A 17,524-nucleotide genomic window follows, 5' to 3' on the forward strand; every position below is an offset into this window, starting at 1 on the left:
CGGGGAATCAGGACTGGTCATCAACACAAGTGGCCTGGTCATGCCCCCAGGAGCCGGCCGAACTTCTCCGCGTACTTGGAGCGTTGTTCGTCATATCCGTCCGCGAAGGCCCTTTGCTTGTCCGGGCTCATGGTCTTGTCAGGCACCTGGCCCGCCGGGAGGAGGTCGGGGATGTCGCGGAACACCTCGACCGCGGCCTTCCATCGGTCGCCTCCCAGCTTCCTCGCCCTCATGAGGTGATTCGCCATGGACGGCAGCAGCTTGCCGAGACTCTCCGAAGGCTGCTTCTTCGCGAGGAGTTCGTCCCGCTCGGGAGGTGTCTCGTCCGACTGGGCCAGGAGGCGCAGTGTCCACAGCGCGGCGAGCAGCCTTCCGGACGAGGAGTGATCGAGTAGCTCTTCTTTTGCCATGGTCAATTCATTGCCATGAGTCGGGCTCTCGAACTCTCGCCCCGAGGGCGTGTGCACAACTTTCGGCCACCTCGGCGAGTCAAGGGGAGACGAGCGTGCACGGATGCGCTCGACACGCTCAAGGGGATGGGGAACGTCCATGACTCGCCGGATATCCAGACGCGTCAGAGTCTTCGCCGCAGGCGCCGGTGCCGGGGTGCTCATACCGTGCGTCGCGGCCGCCTCGCCCGCCGCCGCGGCGACCACACCCACCGTCAGCTGTACGTCCGCCAAAGCTGGTCTCGCCGACAAGCTGAAGAAGGACATCACCGCCGCCCTCGCGGGCCGCACGGGCACCATCGCGGTCGGCCTCCACGACCGTTCCACGAACACCACCTGCGCTCTCAGGCCCTCCACCGCCTACGACTCCGCCAGCGTCGTCAAGGTCACCGTCCTGGCGACGCTGCTGTGGGACGCGAAGAAGCAGGGCCGCTATCTCACCGACCGCGAGGTCTCCCTCACCAAAGCCATGATCACCAAGTCGGACAACGCCGCGACCAGCACGCTCTGGAAGCAGCTCGGCCTGACGAAGATCAAGGGCTTTCTCACCGCCGCCGGCATGACCCAGACCAAGCCCGGCGCGAACGGCTACTGGGGCCTGACCCAGATCACCGTCACCGACGAGCAGAAGCTCCTCAAGCTCATCACCGCCAAGAACACGGTGCTCAGCGACAACTCCCGCGCGTACACCCTGAAGCTGATGGGCCAGGTCGTCTCCTCGCAGCGCTGGGGCACACCGTACGGAGCGCCTTCCACGGTCTCCGTGCACGTGAAGAACGGCTGGCTGCAGCGCGCCACCTACGGCTGGCGGGTGCACAGCGTCGGCGCCTTCAAGGGCGGTGGGCACGACTACACGGTCACGGTGCTCACCCACGGCAACAGCACCATGAACTATGGCATTGCGACCATTCAGGGCGTCGCCAAGGTCATCCACCGGGACCTGGCCGCGAGCTGACGCCCCGAGCTTCGTGAGTACGACGTTTCATGAGGACGCCGCCCCTCCGTCACCGACCCGCCCTACGGTGGCGCGCATGCGCCTGAGAACCGTACTCGCGACCGCCGCCGCGGGCCTGACCGCGGCCACCTGCCTGACCGCCGTCGGCCCGGCGAACGCCCATGAGAGCAACGCCTGTTCACCCTCCGTCTCCATCGAGGGCTTCTCCGACGCCCTCGACAAGACGACGTACGAAGGAACTTACGTCGGCAACTTCTCCGCGCTCGCGGTGAACCGGGATGGTTCCCTCGCGGCCCTCTCCGACCGCTCCTCCCTCTTCGGCCTCGACGGCAGGACGCTCGCGCCGAAAGGCGTCGTCCAGCTCGCCGACGAGAGCGGTGCCGCGCTCGACGCCGAGGGTCTGGTCGTCGACCGGGACGGGACGTACCTCGTCTCCTCCGAGACCGAGCCGTCCGTACGCCGCTACTCCCGCGACGGCCGGATCCTCGACCGGCTCCCCGTCCCGGACGCGCTCCGGGTCGCCCCGGCCGGGCGGGCCGTCGGCAACGGCACCTTCGAGGGGCTGACCATGCTGCCCGGCGGCCGTACGCTCATCGCCTCCATGGAGTACGCGCTCTCCGGTGACAGTGCGGGCATCGTCCGCCTCCAGACCTGGAAGCGTCACCACGGAAGCTTTGCGCTCGGCGCCCAGTACGCCTACCGCGCCGACACCGGCCTCGGCGTCCCCGAGGTCACCGCGACCCCCGACGGCCGTCTGCTCGTCCTGGAGCGCGGCTTCACCGCCGGCGTGGGCAACACCGTCCGCCTGTACCTCGCCGACCCGCGCCGCGCCACGGACACCAGCGGGATCGACCACCTGACGGGACAGGACGGCGTACGACTGATCAAGAAGACGCTGCTGGCCGACATCGCCGACTGCCCCGACCTCGGCGCCACCGCCAAGCAGCCCCAGCCGAACCCGCTCCTCGACAACATCGAGGCCATGACGATCACGGGCCACCGCAACGGCCGCCTGAACGTCCTCCTGGCCAGCGACGACAACCAGAACGCGGTCCAGACGACGCGGTTCTACTCGCTGCGCGTGCGTACGTGATCGTTTCGGAGGGATGAAATCCGCTTCTGTCGGCGTTGGTGCCTTCCGGAAGATCAGATCTGCAGGAGGGCACCGGCGTGGCACCGCAACGGGGATGGGCACGGAGACTGTGGGGTTACGCCTGGCGATATCCCAAGGACGTCGTCCTGGCTCTCGGCTCCTCGCTCGCCGGCATGGCCGTCATGGCCCTGGTCCCCCTGATCACCAAGGTGATCATCGACGATGTGATCGGCGACCGGACCCGGGGCATGGCCCCCTGGGCCGGCGCCCTCATCGGCGCCGCACTGCTCGTCTACGTCCTCACCTACATCCGCCGCTTCTACGGCGGCCGCCTCGCCCTGGACGTCCAGCACGACCTGCGGACGGAGATGTTCGGGACGATCACTCGGCTCGACGGCCGCCGTCAGGACGAGCTGTCCACCGGCCAGGTCGTAGGCCGGGCCACCAGCGACCTCCAGCTGATCCAGGGCCTGCTCTTCATGCTCCCGATGACCATCGGGAACGTCCTGCTCTTCCTGATCTCCCTCCTGATCATGGCGTGGCTGTCGCTCCCGCTCACGCTGGTCGCCCTGGCCGTGGCCCCCGCCCTCTGGTTCATCGCGAAGCGCTCCCGCTCCAAGCTCCACCCCGCCACCTGGTACGCCCAGGCCCAGGCCGCCGCCGTCGCGGGCGTGGTCGACGGTGCCGTCAGCGGCGTCCGCGTGGTGAAGGGATTCGGGCAGGAGGACCAGGAGACCGGCAAGCTGCGCGAGGTCGGCCGGAAGCTGTATGCAGGGCGGCTGCGCACCATCCGTCTGAACAGCAAGTACACCCCGGCCCTGCAGGCCGTCCCGGCGCTCGGCCAGGTCGCGATGCTCGCGCTCGGCGGCTGGCTGGCCGTGCGCGGCCACATCACGCTCGGCACGTTCGTCGCCTTCTCCACCTACCTCGCCCAGCTCGTCGGCCCGGTCCGCATGCTGGCCCTGGTCCTCACCGTCGCCCAGCAGGCCCGCGCCGGCACCGAACGCGTCCTGGAGCTGATCGACACCGAGCCCTCGCTGGCCGACGGCACCAAGGAACTCCCCGCCGACGCCCCCGCGACCGTCGAGTTCGACGACGTCTCCTTCGCCTACGACGACTCCAAGCCGGTCCTCGAGGGGCTCAGCTTCGAGATCCGCCCCGGCGAGACCCTCGCCGTCGTCGGCTCCTCCGGCTCCGGCAAGTCGACTGTCTCCCTCCTTCTCCCGCGCTTCTACGACGTCACCCGCGGCGCCGTCCTCGTCGGCGGCCACGACGTCCGTGAGCTGACCCTCGACTCGCTCCGGTCCGCGATCGGGCTGGTCCCCGAGGACTCGTTCCTGTTCTCCGACACCGTCCGCAACAACATCGCGTACGGCCGCCCGGACGCCACCCAGGAGGAGATCGAGAACGCCGCCCGCGCCGCCCAGGCGGACCGTTTCATCGCCGAGCTCCCCGACGGCTACGACACCAAGGTCGGCGAGCACGGCCTGACCCTCTCCGGCGGCCAGCGTCAGCGCATCGCGCTCGCCCGCGCGATCCTCACCGACCCGCGTCTGCTCGTCCTCGACGACGCCACCTCCGCCGTGGACGCCCGCGTCGAGCACGAGATCCACGAGGCGCTCAAGCACGTCATGCAGGGCCGGACCACGCTCCTCATCGCGCACCGGCGCTCCACCCTCAACCTCGCCGACCGCATCGCCGTCCTCGACGCCGGCCGCCTCGCCGACCTCGGCACCCACGAGGAGCTCCAGCGGCGCTCGGCCCTCTACCGCCGCCTGCTCACCGACCCCGACGGACTCGGCGGCGTCTCCCCGGGCCACGCCCAGCCCGCCGTCCCCCAGGAGGACACCTCCGTACGCGACGAACTGGACGCCGAGTTCGACGCCGAGCGCGGGGTCACCCCCCGCCTGTGGACCGGCGACCGCGAGCCGAAGGACACCGCGCTCGCCGGGACCCCCGCCACCCCCGAACTCCTCGCCCAGGTCGACGCCCTGCCCCCGGCCACCGACACCCCCGAGGTCGACGAGGCGCGCGCGGTCCGGCCGGAGGAGTCGTACGGGCTGAAGCGGCTGCTGAAAGGCTTCGGACTGCCCCTGCTCGTCAGCCTCGGCCTCGTCGCCGTCGACGCCGGCATGGGACTGCTGCTGCCCGTGCTGATCCGGCACGGCATCGACAGCGGCGTGACCCAGGCCGCCCTCGGCGCCGTGTGGGCGGCCTCGCTGCTGGCGCTGCTCGCGGTGCTCGCGCAGTGGGGCGCGCAGATCGGCGAGACACGGATGACCGGCCGGACCGGCGAACGCGTGCTGTACTCGCTCCGGCTGAAGATCTTCGCCCAGCTCCAGCGGCTCGGACTCGACTACTACGAGCGGGAGCTGACCGGCCGGATCATGACCCGGATGACGACCGACGTCGACGCCCTGTCGACGTTCCTGCAGACGGGCCTGGTCACGGCGTTCGTCTCGGTCGTCACCTTCTTCGGCATCATGGTCGCCCTGCTGGTGATCGACGTACAGCTCGCGCTGGTCGTGTTCGCCACGCTGCCACCATTGATCATCGCCACCTACTTCTTCCGCCGCGCGAGCGTGAAGGCGTACGAACTCGCCCGTGAGCGCGTGTCGTCGGTCAACGCCGACCTTCAGGAGACGGTGTCCGGGCTGCGGATCGTGCAGGCCTTCCGCCGTGAGCGGGACGGCGGGCAGCGGTTCGCGGAGCGCAGCGACAGCTACCGGCAGGCCCGTATCCACGGCCAGTGGCTGATCTCCGTGTACTTCCCGTTCGTGCAGTTCCTGTCGTCGGTCGCCGCGGCGGCGGTGCTGATCGCGGGTGCCGGGCGGGTCGAGGCGGCCACGCTGACCGCGGGCGCGCTGGTCGCGTACCTGCTGTACATCGACCTGTTCTTCGCTCCCGTCCAGCAGCTCTCCCAGGTCTTCGACGGCTACCAGCAGGCGTCCGTCTCGCTCGGCCGCATCCAGGAGCTGCTGCAGGAACCGACGTCCACGAAGCCGGCCGGCGAACCCCGCGACGTCCGCTCCCTGCGCGGCGACATCGCCTTCGAGGACGTGCACTTCGCCTACGGGGACGAGGAGGAGGCCCTCAGCGGCATCGACCTCACCGTCCCCGCCGGGCAGACCGTCGCGTTCGTCGGCGAGACCGGCGCGGGCAAGTCGACCCTCGTCAAGCTGGTGGCGCGGTTCTACGACCCCACCAGCGGCCGGGTCACCGTCGACGGCCAGGACCTGCGTGCCCTCGACCTCACCTCGTACCGGCACCGTCTCGGCGTCGTCCCGCAGGAGGCGTACCTCTTTCCCGGCACCGTCCGCGACGCCATCGCCTACGGCCGCCCGGACGCCACCGACGCCGAGGTCGAGGCGGCCGCCCGAGCGGTCGGCGCGCACGAGATGATCGCTCAGCTCACGGGCGGCTACCTGCACGAGGTCGCCGAGCGCGGCCGCAACCTCTCCGCCGGGCAGCGGCAGTTGATCGCGCTGGCCCGCGCCGAGCTGGTCGACCCGGACGTGCTGCTCCTCGACGAGGCGACGGCCGCACTCGACCTGGCGACGGAGGCACAGGTCAACCAGGCGACGGACCGGCTGGCAGGACGCCGTACGACCCTCGTGGTGGCGCACCGTCTGACCACCGCCGCCCGGGCCGACCGGGTCGTGGTGATGGACCACGGCCGCGTCGTGGAGGACGGCACGCACGAGGAACTGCTGGCGCGCGGCGGACGGTACGCCGAACTGTGGCGGACGTTCGTCGGCGCACCGGAGCCGGAAGAGCCGGTAGCCGCGTCCCACTGACGGTCGTGCAACCATCCGACATACGTCGCGCGTCCGTACACCCGTACGCCATGTGTCGCGGTACGGGAGGGACGGGCGAAGTGGACAAGGGAGCGACAGGGATACGGCGGGGGCTCGCGCTCGGCATGGCCGTACTGACCGCGTCCGGACTGCTCGCACTCGCGGCACCGGCCGAGGCACAGGCGGCCGCCTCCTGCACCGGCCGCAAGGTCAGGACACTCCCGTTCTCCACCGGCACCGTGCACGTCTACAAGCAGGGCCGCTACGTCTGCGCCGTCACGCTGGCCAAGAACCCCGGCCGCGAGCGGACGATGTCGGTCAGCGTGCAGGCGCGCGGCCACCGCCCGGTGGTCCGCAAGGACAAGCGCACCCGCCGCATCAGCACGCCGCTCGTGTACGTGGGGAACCGGTGCGTGTGGGTCAAGGGCTCGGTGAGCGGGGGCTCGGTGAGTTCGGGCTGGATCCTCTGCTGAATCCCTGGTCAGGCGCGGGTGCCTGAAACCCCCCTGGTGTGAACGGAGTTGCTCCGATAGCTTCCGGCGCACATCTGTTCTCACAGGGAGGGTGCATGCGCAAGGCGCTCAGATGGCTGCTCGCGCTCACCGTGCTCATAGGCACGTTGAGCACGGCGGGGGCGGCCACCGCCGCTCAGCCGGAGGCCACGGATATCAAGGACCGGCTGCTCTCCATACCGGGGATGCGGCTGGTCGAGGAGAAGCCGTACACCGGCTACCGCTTCTTCGTCCTCAACTACACCCAGCCGATCGACCACCGCAGGCCCTCCAAGGGCACGTTCGAGCAGCGGATCACCGTGCTGCACAAGGACGTCTCCCGCCCGACGGTCTTCTACACCGGCGGCTACAACGTCTCCACGAACCCCAGCCGCCGCGAACCGACGCAGATCGTGGACGGCAACCAGGTCTCCATGGAGTACCGCTTCTTCACCCCGTCCCGGCCCAGCCCGGCCGACTGGACGAAGCTGGACATCTGGCAGGCCGCCAGCGACCAGCACCGCATCTTCAAGGCGCTCAAGCCCATCTACGACAAGAAGTGGATTTCCACGGGCGGTTCGAAGGGCGGCATGACCGCTACGTACTACGAGCGCTTCTACCCGCGCGACATGGACGGCGTCGTCGCCTACGTCGCCCCCAACGACGTCGTGAACAAGGAGGACTCGGCGTACGACGGGTTCTTCGCGAACGTCGGTACCGAGGAGTGCCGCGACCGTCTGAACGGCGTCCAGCGCGAGGCGCTCGTGCGCCGGGAGCCGATGGAGAAGAAGTACGCGGCGTACGCGGCCGAGAACGGCTACACCTTCAACACCGTCGGCAGCCTCGACAAGGCCTACGAGGCCACGGTGCTCGACTACGTGTGGGGCTTCTGGCAGTACAGCCTGCTGTCCGACTGCGACACGATCCCCGCGGACGCCAAGAACGCCACCGACGAGGAGATCTGGAACTCGATCGACACGATCGCCGGGTTCTCCTTCTACACGGACCAGGGCCTGGAGCCGTACACGCCGTACTACTACCAGGCGGGTACCCAGCTGGGCGCGCCGACGATCGGGTTCCCGCACATCGAGAAGAAGTACATCCGCTACGGCTACCTGCCGCCGCGCTACTTCGTGCCGCGGGACATCGAGATGCGGTTCCAGCCGGGTGTGATGCGGGACGTGGACAGCTGGGTCCGCCACAACGCGCACCAGATGCTCTTCGTCTACGGCGAGAACGACCCGTGGGGTGCCGAGCCGTTCCGCCTCGGCAAGGGCGCGCGTGACTCGTACGTGTTCACCGCCCCCGGCGCCAACCACGGCGCCAACGTGGCCGGCCTCGTCGCCGACGAGAAGGCGCTCGCCACGGCAAAGATCCTGAAGTGGGCGGGCGTCGCGTCCGCCACCGTCCAGTCGGACCCGGCGGCGGCCAAGCCGCTGGCCAAGTACGACGCGAAGCTGGACAAGCGCGGCGCGGAGCGGACGCTGCGTCCGTAACGCCGGTGCTGCGCCCGCCTCCTGGCTCACAAGGGGCGGGCGCAGCCCACCGGGTTCTCGCCGCCCAGTTCGACGTAAAGGGCCGTCGACGCCGGGCAGTCGGCGCGGGTGGTGACGGCCTCGGTCACCTCGTACTCCGGCTGCTGCTTGCCCCTGCCGTTGCACGCGGTCTCCCGGACCTGGCCGCCGCCGGAGTCGTAGACGCAGTCGCCGACGATGGTGCGGGGGCCGCCCCCGCCGCCGGGGTCGCCGGGGTGCGGCGGCTGGAGTTTGCGCATACAGGCGTAGCCCTGCGGGATCGCGCCGTCGCCGTCCTCGTCGTGCGAGGGGCGCTGTTCGCTGATGTGCAGCACGAAGTCGGTGGTCGCCGGGCACGCCGGCCCCTCGCTCACCCTGCCGTCGTGCCGCGCCACGACCCGCGCCGCCGCCCGCTCACTGGTGCAGGAGACCTCGGTGAAGCTGCTCGTGCCGAAGGAACTGCACTCGTCGACCGCGAGGAACACCGCCCCGAACCCGGAGGGCCGCATCGCCGAGGCCGACGCCGTCCCCTCACCACCCGGCGAATCGTCCTCGGACCCTCCGCTCGCAGTACCCTGACAGCCCATCAGCGCGGCCGCCAGCAGGACCGGCAGAGCCACCCCCACCGCACTTCTCCCACGCATGGTCATTCCCCCACCCCCGTCCAGCGTGACCCGCCGCGGCGGGCCCACGCCAGACAAGCAGAGTGCTTTGCGTACGTTGGGGGTGGTGCGTCGGGTGTGCGACGTACCGTGTCCTACGTCCAATTGACGGCTAGTACGTCAGCCCGTGTCCGATGGGATACAGCACCCGTGCCGGATCGTCGGCCCGCTGCACCGGCACCGGCAGCTTCCCGCGCGGCTCCACCCGCCCGGCGATCACCCGGGCGGCCGCCCGCAGCTCGACGTCCGTCCAGGAGTACGCGGCCAGGCAGGCGCGCACACCGGGGAGTCGGGCCACGTCGTACGGATTGCGGACCGCCACCGCGACCACCGGCTTCCCGGTCGCCAGCAGCCGCTCGACCAGCGTCTTCTGCGCGCTGCTCGCCGTGACGTTGTACGTCCCGACCACCACGGCGTCCGCGTCCCCGGCCGCCGTCACGGCCCGGTCGATGGCCGTTGCCGACGGATTGATGCCGGTCGACAGGGCGGTCGCCGCAAAGCCCAGCTCGGTCAGGGCGCCCGCGAGCACACCGGTGGGCGGGCCCGTGGTGCCCGACGGCGAGGCCGGGTCGGCGCCGACGACGAGCAGCCGGGGGTGCTCGCGCCGGGACAGCGGCAGCAGCCGCCCCTCGTTGACCAGCAGGGTCGTCGTACGCTCGGCGATCCGGTCGGCCGCCGCCAGGTGCGCCTTCGTTCCCACCGTGCGGTCGACGCCGCGCGCGCTGACGTACGGATCGTCGAACAGCCCCAGCTTCGCCTTCAGCCGCAGCACCCGCAGGATCGACTCGTCGAGCCGCTCCTCGGTCAGCTCGCCGTCCTGCACCGCCCCCAGGACCGCGTTCCAGGCGACGTCCAGCTTGGGCGCGTTGAGCAGCAGGTCCACGCCCGCCTTCAGCGCCAGCACCGGCACCCGGTCGTCCCCGTACTTCGTCCGTACGCCCGCCATGTCGAGGGCGTCGGTGACCACGACCCCGTCGTAGCCCAGCTGCTCGCGCAGGATGCCGGTGAGGATGGGGCGGGAGAGGGTGGCCGGGTCGCCGGAGTCGTCCAGCGCGGGCACCAGGATGTGCGCGGTCATGATGGAGTCGATGCCGGCCTCGATCGCCGCGCGGAAGGGCGGAGCATCGAGCGTCTCCCACTGTTCCCGGGTGTGCTTGATGGTGGGGAAGCCGTAGTGGCTGTCGACCTCGGTGTCACCGTGCCCGGGGAAGTGCTTGGCGGTCGCCGCGACCTTCGAGCGCTGGTATCCGGCGACCTCGGCGGCGACAAGGCCGGCCACCGCGGCCGGGTCCGCGCCGAAGGAGCGCACGCCGATGACCGGGTTGGCGGGATTGACGTTCACGTCGGCGACCGGCGTGTAGTCCTGCTGGATGCCCATCGCGCGCAGTTCCTCGCCCGCGATCCGGCCGAGCGTACGGGCGTCGGAGCGGGAGCCGCCGGCGCCCATCGCCATCGCGCCGGGGAACAGCGTGGCCGGCTTGCCCACCCGGGCGACGATGCCGTGCTCCTGGTCCGTGGAGACGAGCGCGGGCAGCCCGCGCGGCAGTGCGAGGGACGCCCGCTGGATGCCGTTGGAGAGGTCGGCGATCTGGTGCGGGTCGCGGGTGTTGTGCGCCCACACGAAGTAGATGACGCCGCCCAGGCGGTACTTGGCGATCAGCTCGGCGGCCGTCCGCACGCCGAACTCCCTGAGATTGGCGTCGATGTCGGCCTGGTCGGGGGCGGTCGCCGAGTGGCCGTAGACCCGGGAGACGAAGAGCTGACCGACCTTCTCCTCCAATGTCATACGGGAGATGAGGCGGCGCAGGTGGCGGTCGTCGTCGTGGGCGTGGGCGCGGGGGCCGACTGTGAGGGCCGCGGTCACACCCGCGGTGGCGGCGAGGAGGGTGCGTCTGGAGGGGATCGCGGTGTTTCCCGTGCTTCCCGTGCTTCCCGTGCTGGTGTGGTGCACGTGCGCTCCTTCCGGAGGAGGTCCGCTGAAGGAAACTTCCAAAGTGCCACCAATATCCGGGAAGTTTCTGCCGGTCAAGGGGACGCACAGGGAAGGCCCTGGGGGCCGCCATCGGCGCATGGGAGGGGGGCGCGCCGATGGCGGCGGGGCGCCGGCCGCGGTACGGCGGAGAGGGTGGTCAGCGTTCGCAGCCAGCAGCGAGGCCGACACCGCACCGAGGAGACTCATCCGGCAGCCTGGCCATTGGACGACGGCGGTACGGGGCGGGTTCCCCGCACCGCCCGGTTTCACGGAAGGTGGGACGCGGGTTCCCGACGGGGCCGCTGCGCCGACACCTTGGCCCAGTGCTCCTGCAGGGTGCGCACGGTCTCGGCGATCGCCGGCCGGCCCGCCGCCCCGTGCGCCACAGGGCGTACAGCCGCCGTACGGGGGTCGGATCGAGCGGCACCTCCACCACCCCGTCGGGCAGCGGGCCGCGACCGAGGCGGGGGATGAGGGCGATACCGGGCCCGTGACACCGCTCCGCTGGTGCGCGGCGGTGCTGCTGGTGGGTGGAGTGGCGCTGACGTCGCCGGCGCCGAGGCGAACGGCAGTGGTCCACCCCGTGGACTCACCGGCGCCGGAGGCGGCCGTCGGCCGATCATGAGGGCATCTCCCTCGCGGTGACCCGCCCTGCGGGTGCCGGGCAATTCGTTCGACGATCCCGGCTGCGTACGGAAGACTCTCCCGGGCTTTCACGAGGCGTTCGAGGCGTGCCGAAGGGACATCGGGGTGTGAGTTTCCAGCTGAAGGGACCGGTCCTGGAGGGCGCGCTGGTGCGCCTGGAACCGCTCGAACACCGGCACGCGGCCGATCTGGCGGTGGCGGCGGAGGAGGACCGGGGGACGTACGAGTTCACCTGGGTGCCGAGAGCGAACGAGGTCGGCGCCTATATCGACGCGCAGCTGTCCCGCGCGGCGACAGGTCGGCTCGCGCCGTATGCGCAGGTGTCGAGAGCCTCGGGACGCGCGGTCGGCGCGACATCCTTCTGGGAACCCCGCTGCTGGCTGACGGACGATCAACTGGACGCCGTCGAGGTCGGCTTCACCTGGCTGGCCCGCTCGGCCCAGGGCACCGGCGTCAACGCCGAGTCCAAGCTGCTCCTGTTCCGCCACGCCTTCGAGGAGTGGGGCGTATCCCGACTGGACCTGAAGACGGACGCCCGCAACACCCGCTCCCGCACAGCGATCGCTGCCACCGGCGCCCACTTCGAGGGCGTGCTGAGGAACTGGTCCCGCTCGTGGGCGCCGGGAGAGGACGGCCGGTTGCGGGACTCCGCGATCTATTCGATTACGGCGGGGGAGTGGCCGAAGTGCAAGGTGCGGCTGGAAGGCAGGCTGGCCAGGGCGTTGGCGCCCTGAACGGAGTTGGGCGGTCGCCGTGGGGCCGCCCGCTTCTTTGTCAGTGTCGTGCTTCCACGAGCCGAGTAAAGGGCGCTGCGCGTCGGCTGCGCCGATCGGCCTGCGGCCGACCCTTGACTCGGCTCGTTCCAGCACGGGTGAGAAGTGAGCGAGCGGCCCGGAAAGGCGGGTGTCCCAGGTCGGCCGGCCATGCGGGTGGGTTGGGGGGTGGCCGGGGTTGGGGGCGCGTCAGTGCCTCGCATGCACGCCGGGTGGGCTTGGCGGCCTGCGGGCGGTGGGTGGCTGGGGCGCGTCGGCGGGGTGGGGGCACGCCGGGTCGGCTCAGCGGCGTGCGGCCCGGTGGGCGGGTGGTGACGGCCGCATCAGCCGGATGGGGGCACGCCGGGCGGGTATGGCGGCTTGCGGGCGGCGGACGGTGACGGCCGCATCCGGGGTCGTTGTCCGGTAAGCCGCCCTCGGCTCCGATGCCAGGCGCTGGCACTGGCGCTGGACCAGTAATTGGCCGCTTTGGGCCACCCAGCGGGAGAGAAAGCCCAGGTGGGGACTGTCTGCCCGTGAGCCAAATCGACCAATTACCTCCTGGGGTGCGGCCCACGGGGCTGGTGGGGTTGGTGTGCGTCTGGGTTCGCGTCCTCAGCGGTTGACCAACTCGGCTGCTGTGGGACGCAGTTGTTCTCGCACCGCCGCCAGCGCCGGACTTCGGTGATCCCCTCGCCCTCCCCACCGACATCCTCCCCGGCCTACGCCGACTCGTTGAGCAGGCGGGCCAGATGCTCGCGCCCAGCCCTCAGCAACTCCGGAAGCGGCTCGGCCGCCTCGTACCAGCGCTTCTCGTACTCCCAGCACAGCCAGCCGTCCCAGCCGTGCCGGGAGAGGATCTCGACGCACTCGGCGAGCGGGAGGACGCCCGCGCCGAGGGGGAGCGGGGTGGTGTCGGTGGCGGAGGCGATGTCCTTGACCTGGACGTAGCCGAGGTAGGGGGACAGGGCCGCGTAGCTCTCCGAGGGCTGCTCGCCGCCCAGCCAGGTGTGCATCACGTCCCACAGGGCGCCCACCTGGCGGTGGCCGACCTGGCCGAGGACGCGGATCGCGTCGGCGGCGGTGCGGTGCGAGTCGTGGGTCTCGAGGAGGATGCGCACGCCGGCGTCGGCGGCGTACTCGGCGGCCGTGCCCAGGCGGCGCGCGGCGGTCGCGTCCGCCTCGGCGGGCTCCTGGTCCGGGCCGCCTCCGGGGAAGACCCGGATGTACGGGGCACCCAGATCGCGGGCCAGGTCGAGGAGGTCGCGGATCTCGGCGAGCACGGGCTCGTCGTCGCCCGGCGCGGCCACGCGCGCGTACCCGGCGAGGCCCAGGATCTCGACGCCGGCCGCCTTGAACTCGGCGACCGTGTCGGCCCGTGCGGTGAGGTCGAGGCCGGGGTGGACCGGTTCCTCCGGGTGTGCGCGCAGCTCGACACCGTGGTAGCCGTGGGCGGCCGCGAGCCGGGCCACCTCCGGTACGGGGAGGCCGGGGACGCCGAGGGTGGAGAACGCCAGTTTCATGTACCCAGCTTCATACACACCGGCGTTCCCGTCACTCCGGTGTCGCGCGCAGATCCAGCCGCCAGTCCTGGCCGACCAGGTCCTTGCCGAAGGAACGGTGCGGTTTCTCGGCGACCAGGACGAAGCCGTGGCGCTGGTAGATGCCCCGGGCGGCGGTCAGGACGTCGTTCGTCCACAGCACCAGGTCGCGGTAGCCGACACCGCGGGCGAAGTCCACGACGGCCGTGACGAGCCGGTCCCCGATGCCGAGGCCACGCGCGTCCGGCTCGACGAGCAGCAGCCGTAGCCGGGCGGTGCCGGGCGCCTCGTCCCGTACGCACATCACACACCCCACCGGCCGCCCCTCCAGCTCGGCGATCCACGCCCGCTCCAGATGCGGATCGTGGTCCTCCGCGAAATCGGCGACGATCCTCGCCACCAGGCCCTCGTAGTCGGTGTTCCAGCCGAACTCGGCGGCATACAGCGCGCCGTTGCGCTGCACGATCCAGCCGAGGTCGCCGGGGCCGGGTTCGCGCAGCACGACGTCCTCGGGGGCCTCGGGGCGCGCTGCCCGGCCGCCGCCCAGGATCGTACGGACCGTCCGCATCGCCTCCGCGAGCCGCGGCCGGTCCTCCGGCGGCACCGTGGCCAGCAGCGCCCCGACCGTCTCCCGCGCCCGCTCGTCGAGCAGACCGGCCGCCTCCCGGCCGGGCGCGGTGAGGGTGATACGGCGGCGGCGCGGATCCCGCTCCGACGGTCCGCGCTCGATCAGCCCGTCCTTCTCGAACCTGTTCAGGATGCGGCTCAGGTACCCCGCGTCCAGATGGAGTTCGGCACGCAGATCGGCGGCGTCCGTGCCCGCGGAGTGCGCGAGCTCGTACAGGACGCGGGCCTCGGTGAGGGTGTACGGGGCGTAGAGATGGCGGCCGTAGTCGAGGGCGCCGATGACGTTGGTGTAGAAGCGGTTGAAGGCGCGGATGTCCTGGACGGTCATGATCGTCGACCCTCCGGATCGTTGACTCAGTCAGAGATACCGTCGGGTCGAGCGTAGGACTCCCGCGCCCCCGCGGCTACCCCTCGGCGGCCGGCCGGTAGACGCACACGTTCACGCCCGTCTTCCCGGTGACCGTGGAGACCAGCTCGAACGGCCGCTTCCCGCCGTCCTCCGGGAAGATCGACTTGCCGCCGCCGAGCAGCACCGGCATCACGATCAGCTGGAGCTCGTCCACCAGGCCCTCGCTCAGCAGCGTCCGGACCAGCGTGGGGCTGCCCATCATCGCCAGGTCGCCGCCCTCGGCCGCGCGCAGTTCCCGGATCCGGGCCACGGCCTCGCCGCCGGGGATGAGGGTGGAGTTGTTCCAGGTTAGGTCGGCGTCGGTGAGGGTGCTCGAAACGACGTACTTCTTGAGGGAGTTCATCTGGTCGGCGAACGGGTCGTCGCCCGCCCGCTCGGGCCACGCCGCGGCCATCGTCTGCCACGTACGCCGCCCGAACAGCAGCGCCTCGGCCCTGCTCAGCCCCCCGTCGAAGACCGGGCCGAGCACCTCCGGGTCGAAGTACGGGTGCGACCAGCCGCCGTGTGTGAACCCGCCGTCGGTGTCCTCCTCGGGCCCACCGGGCGCCTGCACGACTCCGTCGATGCTGATGAACTCGGTGACCACGATGCGCATGGGGCTCACTCCTTGAGCTGTCCGGGCCGGTTGCGGCAATGACAGCACTGATGACTGCCGCACCGCCCGGAAATCATCGCGCGGTGGACGGATTTTTCACCGCTGACGTACGACCGGCGGCGGCCCCTGAGTCCACACCGGTCGCACCGCGACCCGACTGAACCGCCAGCCGTCCGGAGTGCGGCGCAGGTCGGCCTCGAAGCGGCCGCCGACGGTGAACAGCGTGTCGTCGTCGTACACATGGGTCATCAGGGCGTTCCAGGAGGCGGTGCCTCCCTCCTCGTCGACGTCGACGAGGAGCCCGGAGGCCATGTGCTGGGTTCGCGCGAACCGCCCGACCGCCTCCTCCGTGAGCCTGGTGGCGGCCTCGAGGCCCTCCTCGACACCGACGGGCGCCTCCAGGCGTACGTCCGGCGTGACGAAGGGGCGCATCCAGTCCGGGGCGAAGTCGCGGGCGTCGAGGGTGCGGAAGTAGTGGTGGACGAGGGTGTGGATGTCCATGGTGCTGTTGTGATCGGTCATGGGGAGAGGGTCGTACGTCAAGTGGACTTGAGGTCAAGGACGCGACTCCCGAACCGAACCCCACGCAGGCCTGCTAGCTGGCAGCCGGTTCTGCGTCGTAGTCGTGCCGGGCCTGTTCGACCCTGTCCAGATTCTCGGCGGCCCATTCGGCCAGGTGCGCGAAGAGCGGGGCGAGGCTGTGGCCGAGTTCGCTGATCTCGTACTCGACCCGAGGGGGGACCTCCGGGTGGTACGTGCGCACGATCAGGCCGTCGCGCTCCAGTTGCCGCAGCCGCTGCGTCAGCACCTTGGGTGTGATCTTCGCGATGCGCCGCTCCAGTTCGACGAAGCGCTGCCGGCCGTGGGTGTGGAGCGTCCACAGGATCGGGGTGGTCCAGCGGCTGAAGACGATGTCCACGACCGGGCTGATCGGGCAGGCGAGTTCCGGTTCGGCGGCCCCGGCCGGCGTCCAGGTCGTCGTGTCGGGCGCCATGCGCATCCCCCTGGGGTAGCCACTTTCCTATAGGTACCTACTATACCGACGGTGTTAGCGTCCTTCCATCGCCCGGAGAGTCGGCCTCCGGGGCCCTTTCAGCAGATTCAAATGCGCTGCCAAATACGGGAGTTGGACATGATCGTAGTGACGGGTGCGACCGGCAACGTGGGACGTTCGCTCGTACGGACCCTGGTCGCGGCCGACGAGCCGGTGACCGCGACCTCGCGCAGGATCGCCGACGCGGATCTGCCTCAGACGGTGCTGCGGCGACCGGCGGATCTCGTCGACGCGGAGAGCCTGCGGCTGGTCCTCGACGGCGCCGACGCGCTGTTCCTGCAGAACGGCGGCCCCAGTGCGCACCTGCTCAGCCCTCGGGACCTCGTGGACGTCGCCAAGGCGGGCGGAGTGCGGCGGATCGTGCTGCTGTCCTCCCAAGGGGTCGCGACCCGGCCCGGATCGGCCTCGCACGGGGATGTCGCCCGGGCCATCGAGAACGCGGTACGGCAGTCCGGGCTGGAGTGGACCGTCCTGCGGCCCGGCGGCTTCGCCTCCAACACCTACGCCTGGGCCGAGTCGGTCCGCACCCGGCGGACCGTCGCCGCGCCGTTCGGCGATGTCGGTCTGCCCGTCATCGACCCGGACGACATCGCCGAGGTCGCCGCGGCGGCGCTGCGCGAAGGAGGCCAACATGCGGGGCAAGTCTACGAGTTGACCGGTCCCGCCCTCATCACGCCCCGGCAGCAGGCCGAGGCCGTCGGGGCCGCGCTCGGCGAACCCGTCCGCTTCGTCGAGCAGACCCGCGACGAGGCCAGGGCCCAGATGCTGCGGTTCATGCCCGAACCGGTGGTCGAGACCACGCTGAGCATCCTGGGCGAGCCCACGTCGGCCGAGCAGCGGATCAGCCCCGACGTCGAGCGGGTCCTCGGCCGTACGCCCGGCACGTTCGCGGACTGGGCGCGGCGCCACGTCGCCGCCTTCCGCTAGGGCCTGTCCGGCGGATCAGGCCGGCTCCAAGGAGCGGCGAC

Annotated in this window: 15 protein-coding genes and 1 pseudogene; 7 read left to right on the top strand and 9 right to left on the bottom strand. The window is 70.8% G+C overall.

Annotated elements, in window-relative coordinates; translation table 11 throughout:
* Positions 1 to 38: 38 nt before the first annotated feature.
* Entirely contained in the window at positions 39 to 410 is a 372-nt protein-coding gene (locus tag ACFVJQ_RS28625) for a hypothetical protein (protein WP_385510205.1), read from the bottom strand.
* A gap of 139 nt (positions 411 to 549) precedes the next feature.
* On the opposite strand from ACFVJQ_RS28625, the gene ACFVJQ_RS28630 reads away from it, so the two are divergent.
* From ACFVJQ_RS28630 to ACFVJQ_RS28650, 5 genes are all read left to right on the top strand, one after another.
* On the top strand, positions 550 to 1,404 hold the full coding sequence (locus ACFVJQ_RS28630) for a serine hydrolase (protein ID WP_385788203.1): 855 nt from the start codon (positions 550 to 552) through the stop codon (positions 1,402 to 1,404).
* Positions 1,405 to 1,480: 76 nt separating this feature from the next.
* Positions 1,481 to 2,497 carry an esterase-like activity of phytase family protein gene (locus tag ACFVJQ_RS28635; RefSeq protein WP_385788206.1) on the top strand — a complete coding sequence of 339 codons (1,017 nt, stop codon included), beginning with the start codon at positions 1,481 to 1,483 and terminating at the stop codon, positions 2,495 to 2,497.
* 77 nt (positions 2,498 to 2,574) lie between these two features.
* On the top strand, positions 2,575 to 6,294 hold the full coding sequence (locus ACFVJQ_RS28640; protein WP_385788209.1) for an ABC transporter ATP-binding protein: 3,720 nt from the start codon (positions 2,575 to 2,577) through the stop codon (positions 6,292 to 6,294).
* Between the two features lie 80 nt (positions 6,295 to 6,374).
* Positions 6,375 to 6,767, top strand: coding sequence for a hypothetical protein (locus ACFVJQ_RS28645; RefSeq protein ID WP_224734606.1), 393 nt, complete (start codon positions 6,375 to 6,377; stop codon positions 6,765 to 6,767).
* 95 nt (positions 6,768 to 6,862) lie between these two features.
* Entirely contained in the window at positions 6,863 to 8,281 is a 1,419-nt protein-coding gene (locus ACFVJQ_RS28650; protein WP_385510209.1) for a S28 family serine protease, read from the top strand.
* A gap of 26 nt (positions 8,282 to 8,307) precedes the next feature.
* On the opposite strand, the gene ACFVJQ_RS28655 is transcribed toward ACFVJQ_RS28650, so the two are convergent.
* From ACFVJQ_RS28655 to ACFVJQ_RS28665, 3 genes and pseudogenes are all read right to left on the bottom strand, one after another.
* On the bottom strand, positions 8,308 to 8,943 hold the full coding sequence (locus tag ACFVJQ_RS28655) for a hypothetical protein (protein ID WP_385788214.1): 636 nt from the start codon (positions 8,941 to 8,943) through the stop codon (positions 8,308 to 8,310).
* 130 nt (positions 8,944 to 9,073) lie between these two features.
* On the bottom strand, positions 9,074 to 10,912 hold the full coding sequence (locus tag ACFVJQ_RS28660) for a glycoside hydrolase family 3 protein (protein ID WP_385788217.1): 1,839 nt from the start codon (positions 10,910 to 10,912) through the stop codon (positions 9,074 to 9,076).
* A 287-nt stretch (positions 10,913 to 11,199) separates the two neighbouring features.
* Positions 11,200 to 11,423: pseudogene (locus tag ACFVJQ_RS28665) on the bottom strand (LysR family transcriptional regulator); the annotation flags it as partial.
* A 262-nt stretch (positions 11,424 to 11,685) separates the two neighbouring features.
* Between ACFVJQ_RS28665 and ACFVJQ_RS28670 the strand changes: the two are divergent.
* A complete protein-coding gene (locus tag ACFVJQ_RS28670; RefSeq protein WP_385788220.1) occupies positions 11,686 to 12,312 on the top strand; it encodes a GNAT family N-acetyltransferase in 627 nt (208 codons plus the stop codon).
* Positions 12,313 to 13,052: 740 nt separating this feature from the next.
* Here ACFVJQ_RS28670 and ACFVJQ_RS28675 read toward each other — a convergent pair.
* The 5 genes from ACFVJQ_RS28675 to ACFVJQ_RS28695 all read right to left on the bottom strand — a co-directional run bounded on the left by ACFVJQ_RS28675 (position 13,053) and on the right by ACFVJQ_RS28695 (position 16,502).
* Positions 13,053 to 13,853, bottom strand: a complete 801-nt coding sequence (locus ACFVJQ_RS28675; protein ID WP_385788223.1) for a sugar phosphate isomerase/epimerase family protein — start codon at positions 13,851 to 13,853, stop codon at positions 13,053 to 13,055.
* 31 nt (positions 13,854 to 13,884) lie between these two features.
* Positions 13,885 to 14,826, bottom strand: coding sequence for a GNAT family N-acetyltransferase (locus tag ACFVJQ_RS28680; RefSeq protein WP_385788226.1), 942 nt, complete (start codon positions 14,824 to 14,826; stop codon positions 13,885 to 13,887).
* A 76-nt stretch (positions 14,827 to 14,902) separates the two neighbouring features.
* Complete coding sequence (locus ACFVJQ_RS28685; RefSeq protein WP_385510216.1) at positions 14,903 to 15,502, bottom strand: dihydrofolate reductase family protein; 600 nt, start codon at positions 15,500 to 15,502, stop codon at positions 14,903 to 14,905.
* A 96-nt stretch (positions 15,503 to 15,598) separates the two neighbouring features.
* Positions 15,599 to 16,024, bottom strand: a complete 426-nt coding sequence (locus ACFVJQ_RS28690; protein WP_385788229.1) for a nuclear transport factor 2 family protein — start codon at positions 16,022 to 16,024, stop codon at positions 15,599 to 15,601.
* A 73-nt stretch (positions 16,025 to 16,097) separates the two neighbouring features.
* Entirely contained in the window at positions 16,098 to 16,502 is a 405-nt protein-coding gene (locus ACFVJQ_RS28695) for a winged helix-turn-helix transcriptional regulator (RefSeq protein ID WP_385510218.1), read from the bottom strand.
* Between the two features lie 132 nt (positions 16,503 to 16,634).
* Between ACFVJQ_RS28695 and ACFVJQ_RS28700 the strand changes: the two genes are divergently transcribed.
* A complete protein-coding gene (locus tag ACFVJQ_RS28700) occupies positions 16,635 to 17,483 on the top strand; it encodes an NAD(P)H-binding protein (RefSeq protein ID WP_385788232.1) in 849 nt (282 codons plus the stop codon).
* The last annotated feature ends 41 nt before the right edge of the window (positions 17,484 to 17,524 follow it).

Origin of the sequence: Streptomyces sp. NPDC127197, from assembly GCF_042672405.1 — a bacterium.
Lineage (GTDB): Bacteria > Actinomycetota > Actinomycetes > Streptomycetales > Streptomycetaceae > Streptomyces > Streptomyces flavusporus.

What these genes read in the sequence shown, in the direction of transcription:
- ACFVJQ_RS28625 (WP_385510205.1), bottom strand. Translation starts at nt 410, where the DNA reads ATGGCAAAAGAAGAGCTACTCGATCACTCCTCGTCCGGAAGGCTGCTC.
- ACFVJQ_RS28630 (WP_385788203.1), top strand. Translation starts at nt 550, where the DNA reads ATGACTCGCCGGATATCCAGACGCGTCAGAGTCTTCGCCGCAGGCGCC.
- ACFVJQ_RS28635 (WP_385788206.1), top strand. Translation starts at nt 1,481, where the DNA reads ATGCGCCTGAGAACCGTACTCGCGACCGCCGCCGCGGGCCTGACCGCG.
- ACFVJQ_RS28650 (WP_385510209.1), top strand. Translation starts at nt 6,863, where the DNA reads ATGCGCAAGGCGCTCAGATGGCTGCTCGCGCTCACCGTGCTCATAGGC.
- ACFVJQ_RS28655 (WP_385788214.1), bottom strand. Translation starts at nt 8,943, where the DNA reads ATGCGTGGGAGAAGTGCGGTGGGGGTGGCTCTGCCGGTCCTGCTGGCG.
- ACFVJQ_RS28675 (WP_385788223.1), bottom strand. Translation starts at nt 13,853, where the DNA reads ATGAAACTGGCGTTCTCCACCCTCGGCGTCCCCGGCCTCCCCGTACCG.
- ACFVJQ_RS28680 (WP_385788226.1), bottom strand. Translation starts at nt 14,826, where the DNA reads ATGACCGTCCAGGACATCCGCGCCTTCAACCGCTTCTACACCAACGTC.
- ACFVJQ_RS28685 (WP_385510216.1), bottom strand. Translation starts at nt 15,502, where the DNA reads ATGCGCATCGTGGTCACCGAGTTCATCAGCATCGACGGAGTCGTGCAG.
- ACFVJQ_RS28690 (WP_385788229.1), bottom strand. Translation starts at nt 16,024, where the DNA reads ATGACCGATCACAACAGCACCATGGACATCCACACCCTCGTCCACCAC.
- ACFVJQ_RS28695 (WP_385510218.1), bottom strand. Translation starts at nt 16,502, where the DNA reads ATGCGCATGGCGCCCGACACGACGACCTGGACGCCGGCCGGGGCCGCC.
- ACFVJQ_RS28700 (WP_385788232.1), top strand. Translation starts at nt 16,635, where the DNA reads ATGATCGTAGTGACGGGTGCGACCGGCAACGTGGGACGTTCGCTCGTA.